The sequence below is a fragment of the Kitasatospora sp. SolWspMP-SS2h genome (genome assembly GCF_003259315.1).
Classification (GTDB): domain Bacteria; phylum Actinomycetota; class Actinomycetes; order Streptomycetales; family Streptomycetaceae; genus Kitasatospora; species Kitasatospora fiedleri.
Window position 1 is genome coordinate 32,052 of sequence record NZ_QLLT01000033.1, and the last position, 14,898, is coordinate 46,949.

Consider the following 14,898-nt stretch of genomic DNA (forward strand, 5'->3'; position numbering starts at 1 on the left):
GCCGGAACCCCCGAGCGGCCTCCTCAGCCGACGAACACCGCCACCGGCTTGGCCTTGCCGCCGCTCTCCTCGATCAGCGCCAGGAACCGCCCGTCCGGGTCGAAGACCGCGACCGGCCCGGCCGCGCCCAGGCCGGGGGCGTCCAGCCGCACGCCGTTGGCGAGCAGCCGGGCCTGCTCGGCGTCCACGTCCCAGCGCGGGAAGGCGGCGGCCGCGGCCTCGGCGATCGGCAGCACCTCCAGCTTCTCCTCCAGCTGCTCCAGGGTGCGCGCCGACTCGACCGCGTACGGCCCGACCCTGGTGCGTCGCAGCGCGGTCAGGTGCCCGCCGACGCCGAGCGCCGCGCCCAGGTCCCGGGCCAGCGCCCGGATGTACGTCCCGGAGGAGCACTCGACCGTGACGTCGAGGTCGAGCACCGGCGTGCCGTCCTCGGCGACGTCGGCGCGCGTCCCGTGCACCGTGAAGGCGTGCACCGTGGTGGGGCGGGCGGCGAGCTCGAAGTCCTCGCCCTCGCGGACCCGGGCGTACGAGCGCTTCCCGTCGATCTTGATCGCGCTGACCTTGGACGGCACCTGCATGATCTCGCCGGTGAGCTTCGCGACCTCGGCGTCGACCGCCGCGCGGGTGACGCCGTCCGCCGCGACGGAGGCGGTGACCTCGCCCTCCCGGTCGTCGGTGATCGTGGTCTGCCCGAGCCGGACCGTCGCCTCGTAGGTCTTGGCGGTGAGCATCAGGTGCCCCAGCAGCCGGGTGGCCCGCTCCACGCCGATCACCAGCACACCGGTGGCCATCGGGTCGAGGGTGCCGGCGTGCCCGACCTTGCGGGTCCCGGCCAGCCACCGCAGCTTGGCGACCACGCCGTGCGAGGTGATGCCCTCCGGCTTGTCGACGATCACCAGCCCGTCGGGGCCCGTGCCTTTACGCTTCATCGCTCCATCATCATTTCGAAATCCGGCCCGCATCCCTGCGCGCGTTCCGGCGCGACCGCTCCCGCGGCCCGCCCGGCCCGAGCACCGAACCGCACGAGCCTAGCGCGCGCCGGAGCCCCCGGACGCCGCCCCCGGACGCCGCCCACGGGCCGAGCATCCGGGTCCGGACACCCGGGCGGGGCACCCGGGTCAGGACGCCCGGAGGAGAGCGTCCCGGCTACGGCGCCGCGGCCGGCCCCGGCTCCGCCGCCACCTCGGCCAGCGCCGCCCGGAACCGCTCCACGACGGCCTCCACGGCCTCCCGCGCGCTGAACCCGGCCGCGTACACGTGCCCGCCGCCGCCCAGCCGGGCGCAGACCGCCGCCACGTCGACCGCGCCCCGGGAGCGGCAGGAGCCGCGCAGCGTGCCGTCCGGGTCCTGCTTGAGCACCAGCGCGACGTCCGCCTCGGCGGGCTTGCGCAGCACGTCGATCAGGCCCTCGATCTCCTCCACGGTGACGCCGAACAGCGCCAGGTCCTGGTACGGCACCCAGGTCCACACCAGCCCGTGCCCGCCGGCCTCCCCGGGCTCGAACGCGGCCCGCTCCAGCGCCCCGGCGAGCACCTTGAGGTACCCGAAGGAGGTGGTGTCCCACAGCTGGCGGGAGATCAGGTCCTGCCGGATGCCGGTGGCCAGCATCCGCCCGGCCATCTCGTGGGTGGCGGGCGTGGTGGCCCGGTACTTGAACGAGCCGGTGTCGGTGGCGATGCCGGTGTACAGGCAGGTCGCGATGGACTGGTCGAGCGGCACCCGCAGCCGCCGCAGCAGCTCGTCCACCAGGACGGCGGTGGCGGCCGCGGCCGGGTCGATCAGCCGGACGGTGCCGAAGCCGGGGTTGGAGGCGTGGTGGTCGAACACCACCAGCGCGCCCGCCGCGAACGCCTTCCCGCGCAGCAGGCCGAGCCGCTCCTCGGAGGCGGCGTCGAAGGCCAGCACCAGCGCGGGCGCGGCGGGCACCGCGGCGGCGGGGACGATCAGCTCCTGCCCGGGCAGGAAGGACAGCGACTCCGGGATGACCTGCGGGTCGTCGCCGAACGACACCCGCACCCGCTTGCCCAGGCCGCGCAGCGCCAGCGCGGCGGCCAGCGCCGAGCCCAGCGCGTCGCCGTCCGGGCAGATGTGGCAGACCAGGTCGATCTCGTCGCTGTCCGCGATCAGTTCCAGGACCCGCTGCCACTGCGCCTCGAACCGGCCGTCGGCGGCCGCCGGGGCCGTCTCCGCCGCGGATTCGGACGACGACTCGCTGCGAGGGCCCGGAAGCACCGCGAGGGCGGTCTCCACCTGTGTGGTGGAGACCGCCCTCGCGGTGCCGGACTCGGCCGGCTTCCCGGCCATGGTCACTCGTCCTCGTCGTCGTCGCGGGCCGACTTGTAGGGGTCGGCCTCGCCCGCGTACACGGCTCCGGCGGCGGCGGTGCGGACGGCGGCGTCGGAGAGCCGGGCCTTGTCCAGCAGGTCGTCGATGTTGCGCGCGTTGTCGGGCAGGGCGTCGGCGACGAAGGTCAGGGTCGGGGTGAACCGCACCCCGGTCTGCTTGCCGACCTCGGAGCGCAGGATGCCCTTGGCGCTCTCCAGCGCGGCCGCGCTGGACTCCCGCTCGGCCTCGTCACCGTAGACGGTGTAGAAGACGGTGGCCTCGCGCAGGTCCCCGGTGACCCGGGCGTCGGTGATGGTGACGTACCCCAGGCGGGGGTCCTTGATCCGGCGCTGCAGGGTCTCCGCCACGACCACCTGGATGCGGTCGGCGAGCTTGCGCGCCCTAGCGGTGTCGGTCACGTTGCCTCCTCGTGCAGTAGGCGCGTACCCCGGGTCATGACCTCACCCGGTGGGGCCCTCTCCCCAACGTACCCGCCCGCGCCCAGCCTTGTGGGCGCTCTCGGTCCTGTGCGGGTGTGACGGTGGTGACGCCCGCAGGTCATTCGTCGTCGTCGTGGTGGTGGCGCCTCCGCGCGGAGAGCAGCACCACCTCGGGGCGGCCGGCGACGAGCCGCTCACAGCTGTCCAGGACCTCGCTGACGTACCCGGCGTCGCCGGACACCACCGCACAGCCGATCTCGGCCCTGCGGTGCAGGTCCTGGTTCCCTACCTCCGCGGCGCACACGCCGTACTTGCGCTGCAGTTCGGCCACGATGGGCCGCACGATCGACCGCTTCTCCTTGAGCGAGTGCACGTCGCCGAGGAGCAGGTCGAAGGTGAGTGTTCCTACGAACATGGGGGACAGGCCTGGGCCGGCCTGGGAGCCTCGAAGGAGTTCCGACAGCCCGACCCTAACAAGCACGGCCGGGGCCGGTCGACGGGTTAACGCACCCGCCGGCCGACCCCGGCCCGGTACCCGTTACGAGCGCGGCTTCTCCCGCATCTCGTAGGTCTCGATGACATCCTCGATCTTGATGTCGTTGAACGAGCCCAGGGTGACACCGGCCTCGAAGCCCTCGCGGACCTCGGTCGCGTCGTCCTTGAAGCGGCGCAGGCCCTCGATGTTGAGGTTCTCCGCCACGACCTTGCCGTCGCGCAGCAGGCGCGCCTTGGTGTTGCGGCGGATGATGCCCTCGCGGACGAGGACACCGGCGATGTTGCCGAACTTGGAGGAGCGGAACACCTCGCGGATCTCCGCGGAGCCGAGGCGCACCTCCTCGTACTCGGGCTTGAGCAGGCCCTTGAGCGCGGCCTCGATCTCCTCGATCGCCTGGTAGATGACCGAGTAGTACCGGATGTCGACGCCCTCGCGCTCGGCCGCGGTACGGGCACGCCCCTCGGCGCGCACGTTGAAGCCGATGATGATGGCGTCCGAGCCCATCGCCAGGTCCACGTCGGACTCGGTGATGGCACCCACACCGCGGTGCAGGATGCGCAGCTCGACCTCCTCGCCCACGTCCAGCTTGACGAGGGCGTCCTCGAGGGCTTCGACGGAACCGGAGACGTCACCCTTGATGATGAGGTTGAGCTTCTCGATGTTGCCGGCGGCCAGCGCGGCCTCGAAGCCCTCCAGCGAGACGCGGACGCGGCGCTGGGCCATCGAGGCGTTGCGGTCGCGGGCGGAGCGCTTCTCGGCGATCTGGCGGGCGGTGCGGTCCTCGTCGACGACGATGAAGCTGTCGCCGGCGCGGGGCACCGAGGTCAGACCGAGCAGCATGACCGGACGGGACGGGCCGGCCTCGGAGAGGCTGTTGCCGTTCTCGTCCAGCATCGCGCGGACGCGGCCGTAGGAGTCGCCGACCACGATCGAGTCGCCGACCCGCAGGGTGCCGCGCTGGATGAGCAGCGTCGCCATGGCGCCGCGGCCCTTGTCCAGGTGGGCCTCGATCGCGATGCCCTGGGCGTCCTGCTCCGGGTTGGCGCGCAGGTCGAGGGAGGCGTCCGCGGTCAGGACCACGGCCTCCAGCAGCTCCTCGATGTTGAGGCCCTGGCGGGCGGAGATGTCGACGAACATGGTGTCGCCGCCGTACTCCTCAGCCACCAGGCCGAACTCGGTGAGCTGGCCGCGGACCTTGGTCGGGTCCGCGCCCTCGACGTCGATCTTGTTGACCGCGACCACGATCGGCACGCCGGCGGCCTTGGCGTGGTTCAACGCCTCGACCGTCTGCGGCATGACGCCGTCGTTGGCCGCGACCACCAGGATCGCGATGTCGGTGGACTTGGCACCACGGGCACGCATGGCGGAGAACGCCTCGTGACCCGGGGTGTCGAGGAAGGTGATCCGGCGCTCCTCGCCGTTCACCTCGGTCGCCACCTGGTAGGCACCGATGTGCTGGGTGATGCCGCCGGCCTCGCCCGCGACCACGTTGGTCTTGCGGATCGCGTCGAGCAGGCGGGTCTTGCCGTGGTCGACGTGACCCATGACGGTGACCACCGGCGGACGCGGAGCCAGCTGCTCCTCGTCGCCCTCGTCGACGCCGAAGTCGATGTCGAACGACTCCAGCAGCTCGCGGTCCTCGTCGTCCCGGCTGACGATCTCCAGCACGAAGCCCATCTCGTCGGCCAGCAGCTGCAGCGTGGCGTCGGAGACCGACTGGGTAGCGGTGACCATCTCACCGAGGTTGAACATCACCGAGACGAGCGCCGCCGGGTTGGCGTTGATCTTCTCCGCGAAGTCCGTCAGCGAGGCGCCGCGCGAGAGGCGGACGGTCGAGCCGTTGCCGCGCGGCAGCATCACGCCGCCGACGGACGGGGCCTGCATGGCCTCGTACTCCTGGCGCTTCGCGCGCTTCGACTTCCGGCCGCGGGCCGGACGGCCACCGGGGCCGCGACCGAACGCGCCCTGCGTGCCACCGCGGGCACCCGGGCCGCCGGGACGACCGCCGAAGCCGCCGGGACGGGCACCGCCGCCACCGAAGCCGCCACCGCCACCGGCGCCGCCACCCGGGCGGGGGCCGCCGAAGCCGCCACCGGCCGGACGCGAGCCCGGACCGGCCGGACGGCCCTGGAAGCCGGGACGGGCACCGCCCGGAGCACCCGGACGCGCACCGGGGCCACCCGGACGCGCACCGGCACCCGGACCCGGGCGCGGGCCCGGACGCTGCGGCATCATGCCGGGGTTCGGACGGGGCATCCCGGACGGGCTGGGCGCACCGCCCGGACGCGGAGCGGCCGGACGCGGCATGCCGTCGGGACGGGGGGCACCGGCACCCGGGCCGCCGGGGCGCGGAGCGCCACCGGGACGGGGACCGCGCTCACCGGACGGCGCACCGCCCGGACGCGGAGCGCCGGCACCCGGGGCACCGCCCGGACGGGGACCGCGCTCGCCACCGGGACGGGGACCGCGCTCGCCACCCGGCGCACCGGCCGGACGGGGACCGCGCTCGCCACCGGGACGGGGACCGCGCTCACCGGACGGCGCACCGCCCGGACGCGGAGCGGCCGGACGGGCCATGCCCGACGCGCCGCCCGAGGTGAAGGGGTTGTTGCCCGGCCGCGGGCCGGACGGCCGCGGACCCGGACGGGCCGCGGGGTTCGCCGGGGCCGGCCGCGGGGCGGCCGGACGCGCCGGAGCCTCGCCGGCCGGGGCCGGGGAGGAGAACTCCGCCGCCGGCGCCGGAGCGGCCGGGGCGGGCGTCGCCGGGCGCGGACCCGGGGCGGGGGCCCCGGCCGGCTTCGGCGCGGACGGACCCGCCGCGGGCGCGGGGGTCGCGGGGGTGGGACGGGGGCCCGGCGTCACGGTGGGACGCGGGCCGGGGGTGGGGGCGCCACCCGGCTTGGGTGCCGCGGAACCGGCGCCGCCGGTCGGTTGGGGCGCCGCGGGCTTCCGCGGGCCAGGCTTCGCGGAGGACGCGCCGCCGGACGGCGGGGTCGCTCCCAAAGCGTCAGTCAGCTTGCGCACGACCGGCGCCTCGATCGTCGAGGACGCCGAACGCACGAACTCGCCCAGCTCGGTGAGCTTGGCCATGACGGCCTTGCTCTCCAAGCCAAGCTCCTTGGCGAGTTCGTATACCCGGACCTTAGCCACTTCGCTCCTGTCTATGCGTCCGGGGTATTCGTCCGCCGGACTGCTGTTACTTCATGGGCGTACTCATCGCGTACTCATCGAGTGCTCATCGCAATCTCGACCTACTTCCATCTCGCGAGGTACCTGACTGGGGTGCACGGCGACGTGCCACGTGCCGTGCGCTGGTGCGTGTTGCCGGGCGCGGGGCCCGTCAGTGGGCCGACTGCCGATCGGCCGGACTGGCTCCCGCCCCGACGTGCTCCCGCAGGGCGCCGGGGTCGAGCGCGCCCTGGACCCGGAGGGCCCTGGGGAACGCCCGGCGGCGGACCGCGAGGTCGAGGCAGTCCGGGTCGGGGTGCAGATACGCACCCCGGCCCGGCAGTGTGCCGCGGGGATCGGGGACGCAGTCGCCCTCGCCCGCCACGACACGCAGCAGCTCGTGCTTGGCCGCGCGCTTGCGGCAGCCCACGCAGGTGCGCTCAGGGCATGCCCGGACATGCGTCCGGCCAGACACGTTCAAGTCTACCCCTCCGAAGGGACTCACCGCCGCCGAGTAGATCTCCGGAGGCACCTGACAACGTTGTTAGCGGGCTGCCGATTCCCCGGCGGGGGCCTCGGTGTCCGGGCGGATGTCGATCCGCCAGCCGGTGAGACGGGCGGCCAGCCGGGCGTTCTGCCCCTCCTTGCCGATCGCCAGCGACAGCTGGTAGTCCGGCACGATCACCCGGGCGGAGCGCTGGGCCAGGTCGACGATCTCCACCTTCGTCACCCGCGCGGGCGACAGCGCGGCGGCGACCATCTCCGCCGGGTCCTCCGACCAGTCGACGATGTCGATCTTCTCGCCGTGCAGCTCGGACATCACGGTGCGCACCCGCATGCCGTTCGGGCCGATGCAGGCGCCCTTGGCGTTCAGGCCCTGCCGGCGCGACCAGACCGCGATCTTGGTGCGGTGGCCGGCCTCGCGGGCGATCGCGGCGATCTCCACCGAGCCGTCCGCGATCTCCGGGACCTCCAGCGCGAACAGCCGCTTCACCAGGTTCGGGTGGGTGCGCGAGAGCGTCACCGACGGGCCGCGGACACCGCGCCGCACGCCCACCACGTAGCACTTCAGCCGGGTCCCGTGCCGGTAGTCCTCGCCCGGGACCTGCTCCTGCGGCGGCAGGATGGCCTCCAGCTTGCCGATGTCGACCAGCACGCTCTTCGGGTCGTTGCCCTGCTGGACGACACCGGTGACGATGTCGCCCTCCTTGCCCGCGTACTCGCCGAAGGTCTGGTCGTCGGCGGCGTCCCGCAGCCGCTGCAGGATGACCTGCTTGGCGGTGGACGCGGCGATCCGGCCGAAGCCCGACGGGGTGTCGTCGAACTCCTTCGGCTCGACGCCCTCCTCCAGCTCGGACGCGTCCTCCAGCGCCCAGACCGTCACATGGCCGGTCTTGCGGTTCAGCTCCACCCGCGCCCGGCGGCGCGAGCCCTCGGTGCGGTGGTACGCGATGAGGAGGGCCGACTCGATCGACTCGACCAGCAGGTCGAACGGCACGCCCTTCTCGGTGACCAGCCCGCGCAGGGCACTCATGTCGATGTCCACGACTACGCCTCCTCTTCCTCTTCGTCCACGTCCGCGATGTCGGCGGCGGCGTCGAGCAGTTCCTCGTCCTTGCGGTTGAACTCGACCTGCACCCGGGCCCGCGCGATCTCCGCGAACTCCAGTCGGCGCTCCTTGGGGCGGCCGCGCCCCTTGACCGGCTGCACCTCGACCAGCACGCCGTCCTCGTCGCTCTCCAGCACCCGCGCGGTCAGCTCCGCGCCGTCCACCAGCTTGACCGCGGCCAGCCGGCCGGTCGCCCGGCGCCAGTGCCGCGGCGCGTCCAGCGGGCGCTCGGCGCCCGGCGAACCGACCTCCAGCAGGTACGGGGCCTCGCCCATCAGGTCGGAGGCGTCCAGCGCCTGGCTCACCAGGCGGGAGAACTCGGCGATCGCGTCGAGGTCGACGCCGCCGTCGGCGTCCACGTCGACCTGCACCTGGCGGCGGCTGCCGGCCTGGGTCACCCTGACCTCTTCCAGGTCCAACCCGGCCTCGGCCGCCAGCGGCTCCAACAACGCGCGCAGCCGGTCAGTGGGGGTGGTGCTCATCCGGGTGACTCCTCGGCCGCGTCTGCTGTTGTCGAAGGTGCTAACTCACCGCGAAGCCTATCGGGTCAACCCCCGAACCGCCGATTCCGACCCGGATGGCCCGCACCCCCTGCGAGCAAGCTCACAGCGGTCGGATACCGTCCAAGCTCCGTACGGGGCCGGTGCGGCTCCGGTAAAGATTCTCCCGACGGGGGGCACAGGGCCCCCACCGACCCGGCTGGAGCACCGATGCCCGCACCCACACGGCGGACCCTGCTGGCCCTCGGGGCGCTCGGCGGGCTCCAGTTGCTCTGCGGGTGCACCGGCGACCGCCCGGCCCCGCCGAAGCCCACCGCCGCCGACCCGGACCGGCCGCTGCGGCTGCGCCAACTCGCCGCCACCGACGCCCTGCTGGCCGGCTACGACGCCGTCCTCGCCACCGGCCCGGCCGACGCCGACCGGCTCGCCGACCTGCGCGAGGACCTCACCCGGCACCGCGAGGCGCTGGCCGGACCGCTGCCCTCGGCCTCCGCCTCCCCTGCGCCTTCGCCTTCGCCTTCGCCCTCCGGCCCGGTCTCCCCCGCCGCCCCGTCCGCCGGTTCCGCCGCCGCGAGCGCGAGCGCGACCGCGACCGCCCGGACCTCCGCCGACCTGGCCGCCGCCGAGCAGCGGACCGCCGCGCTGCGCCTGGCCGACCTGGCCGCCGCCTCCCCGGAGCTGGCCCGGACCCTCGCCTCGGTCGCCGCCTCCGACGCGGCCCACGCGGCCGCCCTCGGCGGCCCCACCGCCCCCGCCCCCGCCGCCGCCCCCGCGCCCTCCGACTCCCCGGCCGCCTCCGCCTCCGCTTCCCCCGCCGCGCTCCCGGCCGCCGACACCGCCGCCCTGCAGGCGGCCCTGGCCGCCGAGCACGCCGCCGTCTACGGCTACGGCGTGGTCGGCGCGTTCCTCCCGGCCGGGCCCCAGCGCGAGGACGCCCGCGCCACGTACGGCGCGCACCAGGCCCGCCGCGACGCCTGGCAGCGCGTCCTCACCGCCGGCGGCGCCTCCCCCACCGCCGCCGCCCCCGGCTACCGCCTGCCCTTCCAGGTCAAGGACGCCGCCACCGCCGCCCGGTTGGCCGCCTACCTGGAGACCCAGCTGACCGCCGCCTACGCCGACCTCGCCGCCGCCGCCGCGCTGCGCGAGCGGGCCGCCGCCGCCCTGCGCGAGTCCGCCCTGCGCGCCGCCCACTGGGGCGCCGACCTCCCCGCCCTCCCGGGCCTGGCGGAGACGGCCTGACCCCGGACACCGGCCCCGCCCCGGATAATCGCTCCCATGGCACGAGCTGCGCGGTTCAGCGTCCCCGAGCGTCTGGTCGAGTCGGTGCGGGCGGAGGGGAGCCCCGCGGCGCTGGCGTGGCTGGCGGAGCTGCCCGCGCTGGTCGCACGGCGGCTGGCGGACTGGGACCTGGTGCCCGAGCGGGTGGTGGAGCCCGGCGGCCGGGGCAGCGTGGTGCTGTACGCGCACCGGGCCGGCGACCTGGCGCCGGTGGCGGTGAAGGTCTCCCGGTCGCCCGGCGAGGCCGCCGCGCTGCGGGCGTGGGCCGGGCGGGGCGCGGCGCTGCTGCTGGCCGAGGCGGACGGCGCCCTGCTGCTGGAGCGGCTGCACGGGGAGATCCCGCTGCGCTCGCTCGCCGAGGCCCAGGCGATGCTGGAGGCCACCAGCCTGCTGCGCCGCCTGTGGGTGCCGGCCCCGGCCGGCCACGGCTTCCCGACCCTGGCGGAGCACGCGCGAGGGCTCGCCGAGCGCGTCACCGTCCGGCGCGCGCTGCCGCTCGCGGCGGACGCCGGACCGCTGCTGGACGAGGCCCTGGAGGCGGTCGCGCTGGCGGCGGACGCCGAAGGGTGGCTGCTGCACGGGGAGTTCCAGCACGGCCGGGTGCTGGCCGCGGACCGCGCCCCGTGGCTGGCGGTGGCCCCGCGCCCCCTGGTCGGCGACCGGGCCTACGACCTGGCGGCCCTGGTGCTGGAGCGGCTGGACACCCTGGCCGCCTCCCCGGGGCCGCGCGGCGCGGCCCGCCGCCGGCTGGCCCGGCTCGCGGAGGCGGTGGAGCTCCCCGCCGACCGGGTCCGGGCCTGGACCCTGCTGCGGGCGGCGGACACCGCCCTGGCGGCGCTGGCCGCGGACGACACCGCGGCGGCCGAACTCCATCTGGAGTTCGCGTCCTGGCTCTGAGGCCGGGGCGGGGCGCCGCCCGGGACGGCAGGTAGTAACGTCCCGCTCCATGGAGCAGCTCACCGGGGTGACGATCGAGGCCATCGACCTGGCGGCGTGGGCGCCTGCCGTGCTGGAGGTCCAGGCGGTCGCGTTCGGGCTCGGGCCGTACGAGGTCGCGGTCCGGCTGCCGATCGTGGGGCGGCACGCGCTGCAGCCGGGGGTGGTGGCGCTGGGGGCGATGGCGCGGGGGCGGCTGGTCGGGTTCGGGTACGGGATGCCGAACCGGCGCGAGCACTGGTGGTCGACGGTGATCGAGCCGTACCTGGCGGCGCGCGGCCACGAGGACTGGCTGGACGGGGTGTTCGCGGTGACGGAGCTGCACGTGCTGCCGGAGTTCCAGGGGCTGGGCCTGGGCACCCGGCTGATCCGCGCGCTGTGCGGGCGCTCGGGGCTGGACCGGTCGATCCTGTCGGCGATCGACGCGGAGACCCCGGCGCGCCGGCTCTACCGCTCGCTGGGCTACCGGGACCTGGCGCCGGCGGTGCGCTTCCCGAACACCGTCCGCCCGTACGCGGTGATGGGCGCGCACCTGCCGCTGCGCGACCCGGCGCGCCCCTGACCGCGGGCCGGCCGGCCCGGCCGGGTCAGAACAGCACGCTCATGAAGGCGCCGACCTCGCGGAAGCCGACCCGGCGGTAGGCGGCGCGGGCGCGGATGTTGAAGTCGTTGACGTACAGCGAGACGACGGGGGCGACCTCGGCGAGGGCGGTGTTGACGACGGCGGCCATGCCGGTCTCGGAGAGCCGTCTGCCGCGGTGCTCGGGGGCCACCCAGACGCCCTGGATCTGGCAGGCGCCGAGGGTGACGGCGCCGATCTCGGCCTTGAAGACCACCCTGCCGTCCTGGTCGAACCGGGCGAACGAGCGTCCGGTGGAGACCAGTTCGGCGACCCGGGCCTGGTAGAGCAGCCCGCCGTCGCCGGCCAGCGGGGAGATGCCGACCTCCTCGGTGAACATGGCCACGCAGGCGGGCATCAGCGCCTCGATCTCGGCGCGCTCGACCCGGCGCACCAGCGGGTCGGGTTCGACCTCGGTGACGGGCGTGGAGGTGGCCATCAGCGGCTGGTGGGCGCGGACGTCGCGGGCCGGGCCCCAGGAGCGCTCCAGCAGCGCCCAGAGGGTCGCGGTGGCCTCGGCGGGGCCGACGATGGAGGAGCAGCGGCGGCCCTGCCGGCGGGCGCGCTCGGCGAAGGCCCGGACGGCCTCGGGCCCGGCGCCGACCGGGACGAGGTTGGCGCCCGCGTAGCAGAGCGCGTCGAGCCGGCCGTCGGCGTCGTGCCAGCCCCACATCTCGCCGCCGAGCCGCCAGGGGTCGAGGCCGACGGCCTCCACCCGGGTGGCGACGAAGGCGTTGGCGACGGGGTCGCGGTGCAGGATCTCCAGCGCCTCGTCGAGGTCGGGGGCCTCCAGCACGCGGGTGGCGGCGAGCGCCCGGGCGGCCTGGAACGGGCCGGGCAGCATCACACCTCGGTCGAGCACGGGTGGCACCTCTCGAACGGGCGGGACCGCCCCTGCCGGGCGGCCCCGCCGGGGGGCTTCAGACCGTCACTCGGCGGCCACGACGACGGGGGCGCCGGATTCCACGCCCTCCTCCTGCATCTGCTCGGCCAGCTTCATGGCCTCCTCGATCAGGGTCTCGACGATCTTCGACTCGGGGACGGTCTTGATCACCTCGCCCTTGACGAAGATCTGGCCCTTGCCGTTGCCGGAGGCGACGCCGAGGTCGGCCTCGCGGGCCTCGCCGGGGCCGTTGACGACGCAGCCCATGACGGCGACCCGCAGCGGCACCTCCATGCCCTCCAGGCCGGCGGTGACCTCCTCGGCGAGCTTGTAGACGTCGACCTGGGCCCGGCCGCAGGACGGGCAGGAGACGATCTCCAGGCCGCGCTGACGGAGGTTCAGCGACTCCAGGATCTGGATGCCGACCTTGATCTCCTCGGCCGGCGGGGCGGAGAGCGAGACCCGGATGGTGTCGCCGATGCCCTCGGCCAGCAGCGCGCCGAACGCCACCGCGGACTTGATGGTGCCCTGGAAGGCGGGGCCGGCCTCGGTGACGCCCAGGTGCAGCGGGTAGTCGCAGGCGGCGGCGAGCTGCCGGTAGGCGTTGATCATCACGACCGGGTCGTTGTGCTTGACCGAGATCTTGATGTCGCGGAAGTCGTGCTCCTCGAACAGCGAGCACTCCCAGAGCGCGGACTCCACCAGCGCCTCGGGGGTGGCCCGGCCGTACTTCTCCAGCAGGCGCTTGTCGAGCGAACCGGCGTTGACGCCGATCCGGATCGGCACGCCGGCGTCCTTGGCGGCCTTGGCGATCTCGCCGACCTTGTCGTCGAACGCCTTGATGTTGCCGGGGTTGACGCGGACGGCGGCGCAGCCGGCGTCGATCGCGGCGAACACGTACTTCGGCTGGAAGTGGATGTCGGCGATCACCGGGATCTGCGACTTCCGCGCGATGATCGGCAGCGCGTCGGCGTCGTCCTGCGAGGGGACGGCGACCCGGACGATCTGGCAGCCCGAGGCGGTCAGCTGGGCGATCTGCTGGAGGGTCGCGTTGACGTCGGAGGTGAGCGTGGTGGTCATCGACTGCACCGAGACCGGCGCGTCGCCGCCGACCGGCACGTTGCCGACCATGATCTGACGCGAGTGGCGGCGCTGGGCCAGCGGCTTGAGCGGCAGGGAGGGGATACCGAGCGAGATCGCGGTCATGTGCGCAGTTTTTCCTCTGGAGAGGTCGGTGAGCCGGGGCGCACCGCGGTGGCGGGGGCGCCCGGCGTCCAACGGTACGGCACGGCCGGGTGGCGGGGCACACCCGGCCGTGGGTGGCGCGCGGCGCTAGTTGATGCGCACCGGGTTGACGATGTCGGCGGCCATCACGAGGCCGGTGAAGCAGATGAAGACGCCGGCGACCACGTAGGCCAGCGGCATCAGCCGGGCCACGTCGAACGGGCCGGGGTCGGGGCGGCGCAGCAGCTTGGCGAGGTTGCGGCGCAGCGACTCCCAGAGCGCGCCGGCGATGTGGCCGCCGTCCAGCGGCAGCAGCGGGAGCATGTTGAACAGGAACAGCATCAGGTTGATGCCGGCCAGCAGCTGCACCGAGAAGGCGAGCCGCTGGGTGGCGGGCAGGTCCATCGAGAACACGTCGCCGCCGAGCCGGGCGGCGCCGACCATGCCGATCGGCGAGTCGGCGTCGCGCGGGGTGCCGTCGACCACGGCGTGCCACAGGCCGGGGATCTTGCCGGGCAGCTGGGTGAGCGACTCGACGCTGTGCCGGGCCATCGTCGTCATCTGCTCGGTGCTCTCGCCGAGCGACATGTGGTGCACGCCGGTGGCGGGGGTGATGCCGAGGAAGCCGGCGGTGACGGTCTGGCCCTTGACCGGGTTGTTGTCCGCGTCGTACGCCTGCAGGGTGTTGGTCTTGATCGCGGCGGAGAGCGTCTGCTCGGTGCCGTCGCGGTGCCGGACCAGGATGTCGACCTGCCGGCCCGCGGAGTCCCGGATCAGGTTCTGCAGCTGCGGGTAGTCGTGGATCGGGACGCCGCCGAAGCCGAGCACGGTGTCACCGGCCCGCAGGCCCGCCAGGTTGGCCGGGGACTTCTCGGCGCCCTGCCCGCAGTCGTCGGTCTTGGCGCTGACCGGGACGACGCACTCGCTGACCTCCTGCACGGTCGGCACGGCCTGCTGCACGCCGATGCCCATGAAGAGCGCGAGGAACAGGCCGAGCGACAGGATCAGGTTCATGCCCGGGCCGGCGAACATCACGATGACGCGCTTCCACGGCGCGCGGGTGTAGAACAGCCGGGTCTCGTCGCCGGGCTGGAGCTCCTCGTAGGAGGCCTCCCGGGCGTCCTCGATCATGCTCCGCCAGGGCGAGGAGGAGCGTTTCGCTATCCGGCCGTCCGCGCCGGGCGGGAACATGCCGATCATCCGGATGTAGCCGCCGAACGGGATCGCCTTGAGGCCGTACTCCGTCTCACCGCGCCTGGTCGACCAGATGGTCCGGCCGAAGCCGACCATGTACTGCGGCACCCGGATGCCGAACAGCTTCGCGGTGGACAGGTGGCCGAGCTCGTGCCAGGCGATCGAGAAGAGCAGCCCGACCACGAAGATCAGGACGCCCAGCACCCACATCAGCTTGTCCACCGCG

14 protein-coding genes are annotated in these 14,898 nt (G+C 74.4%); 3 read left to right on the top strand and 11 right to left on the bottom strand.

Translation table 11 applies throughout. The features are described from left to right. Positions 1-23: 23 nt before the first annotated feature. The 8 genes from truB to rimP all read right to left on the bottom strand — a co-directional run bounded on the left by truB (position 24) and on the right by rimP (position 8,520). A complete protein-coding gene (gene truB / locus K353_RS29500; protein ID WP_111556566.1) occupies positions 24-929 on the bottom strand; it encodes a tRNA pseudouridine(55) synthase TruB in 906 nt (301 codons plus the stop codon). Between the two features lie 217 nt (positions 930-1,146). Beyond that, complete coding sequence (locus tag K353_RS29505) at positions 1,147-2,304, bottom strand: bifunctional oligoribonuclease/PAP phosphatase NrnA (RefSeq protein WP_233533910.1); 1,158 nt, start codon at positions 2,302-2,304, stop codon at positions 1,147-1,149. A 2-nt stretch (positions 2,305-2,306) separates the two neighbouring features. Next, entirely contained in the window at positions 2,307-2,744 is a 438-nt protein-coding gene (gene rbfA / locus K353_RS29510) for a 30S ribosome-binding factor RbfA (protein WP_100840455.1), read from the bottom strand. A gap of 139 nt (positions 2,745-2,883) precedes the next feature. Then, positions 2,884-3,180 carry a DUF503 domain-containing protein gene (locus K353_RS29515; protein WP_111556568.1) on the bottom strand — a complete coding sequence of 99 codons (297 nt, stop codon included), beginning with the start codon at positions 3,178-3,180 and terminating at the stop codon, positions 2,884-2,886. A gap of 123 nt (positions 3,181-3,303) precedes the next feature. Next, positions 3,304-6,411: a translation initiation factor IF-2 gene (gene infB / locus K353_RS29520; RefSeq protein ID WP_111556569.1), complete on the bottom strand. Its 3,108-nt coding sequence runs from the start codon at positions 6,409-6,411 to the stop codon at positions 3,304-3,306. A 190-nt stretch (positions 6,412-6,601) separates the two neighbouring features. After that, entirely contained in the window at positions 6,602-6,904 is a 303-nt protein-coding gene (locus tag K353_RS29525) for a YlxR family protein (protein ID WP_111556590.1), read from the bottom strand. A 69-nt stretch (positions 6,905-6,973) separates the two neighbouring features. Beyond that, positions 6,974-7,975, bottom strand: coding sequence for a transcription termination factor NusA (nusA, locus tag K353_RS29530; protein WP_100840458.1), 1,002 nt, complete (start codon positions 7,973-7,975; stop codon positions 6,974-6,976). A gap of 2 nt (positions 7,976-7,977) precedes the next feature. Next, a complete protein-coding gene (gene rimP / locus K353_RS29535; RefSeq protein ID WP_111556570.1) occupies positions 7,978-8,520 on the bottom strand; it encodes a ribosome maturation factor RimP in 543 nt (180 codons plus the stop codon). Positions 8,521-8,748: 228 nt separating this feature from the next. On the opposite strand from rimP, the gene K353_RS37330 reads away from it, so the two are divergent. The 3 genes from K353_RS37330 to K353_RS29550 are packed head-to-tail and all read left to right on the top strand — an operon-like array spanning position 8,749 to position 11,314. Next, the gene (locus K353_RS37330) at positions 8,749-9,777 is read left to right on the top strand and encodes a DUF4439 domain-containing protein (protein ID WP_199528285.1); all 1,029 of its coding nucleotides are present in this window, start codon (positions 8,749-8,751) and stop codon (positions 9,775-9,777) included. A gap of 36 nt (positions 9,778-9,813) precedes the next feature. After that, positions 9,814-10,713 carry an aminoglycoside phosphotransferase family protein gene (locus K353_RS29545; protein ID WP_111556571.1) on the top strand — a complete coding sequence of 300 codons (900 nt, stop codon included), beginning with the start codon at positions 9,814-9,816 and terminating at the stop codon, positions 10,711-10,713. A 49-nt stretch (positions 10,714-10,762) separates the two neighbouring features. After that, on the top strand, positions 10,763-11,314 hold the full coding sequence (locus K353_RS29550; protein WP_111556572.1) for a GNAT family N-acetyltransferase: 552 nt from the start codon (positions 10,763-10,765) through the stop codon (positions 11,312-11,314). Positions 11,315-11,339: 25 nt separating this feature from the next. Here the strand turns inward: K353_RS29550 and K353_RS29555 are convergent, their stop codons facing one another. The 3 genes from K353_RS29555 to K353_RS29565 form a co-directional block, all read right to left on the bottom strand. After that, positions 11,340-12,215, bottom strand: coding sequence for a GNAT family N-acetyltransferase (locus K353_RS29555; RefSeq protein ID WP_111556573.1), 876 nt, complete (start codon positions 12,213-12,215; stop codon positions 11,340-11,342). Positions 12,216-12,299: 84 nt separating this feature from the next. Further along, positions 12,300-13,460, bottom strand: coding sequence for a flavodoxin-dependent (E)-4-hydroxy-3-methylbut-2-enyl-diphosphate synthase (gene ispG, locus K353_RS29560; protein WP_033253947.1), 1,161 nt, complete (start codon positions 13,458-13,460; stop codon positions 12,300-12,302). A 126-nt stretch (positions 13,461-13,586) separates the two neighbouring features. After that, positions 13,587-14,894 (bottom strand): RIP metalloprotease, encoded by a 1,308-nt coding sequence (locus K353_RS29565; protein WP_111556574.1) that lies wholly within the window; start codon positions 14,892-14,894, stop codon positions 13,587-13,589. Between the last annotated feature and the right edge of the window lie 4 nt (positions 14,895-14,898).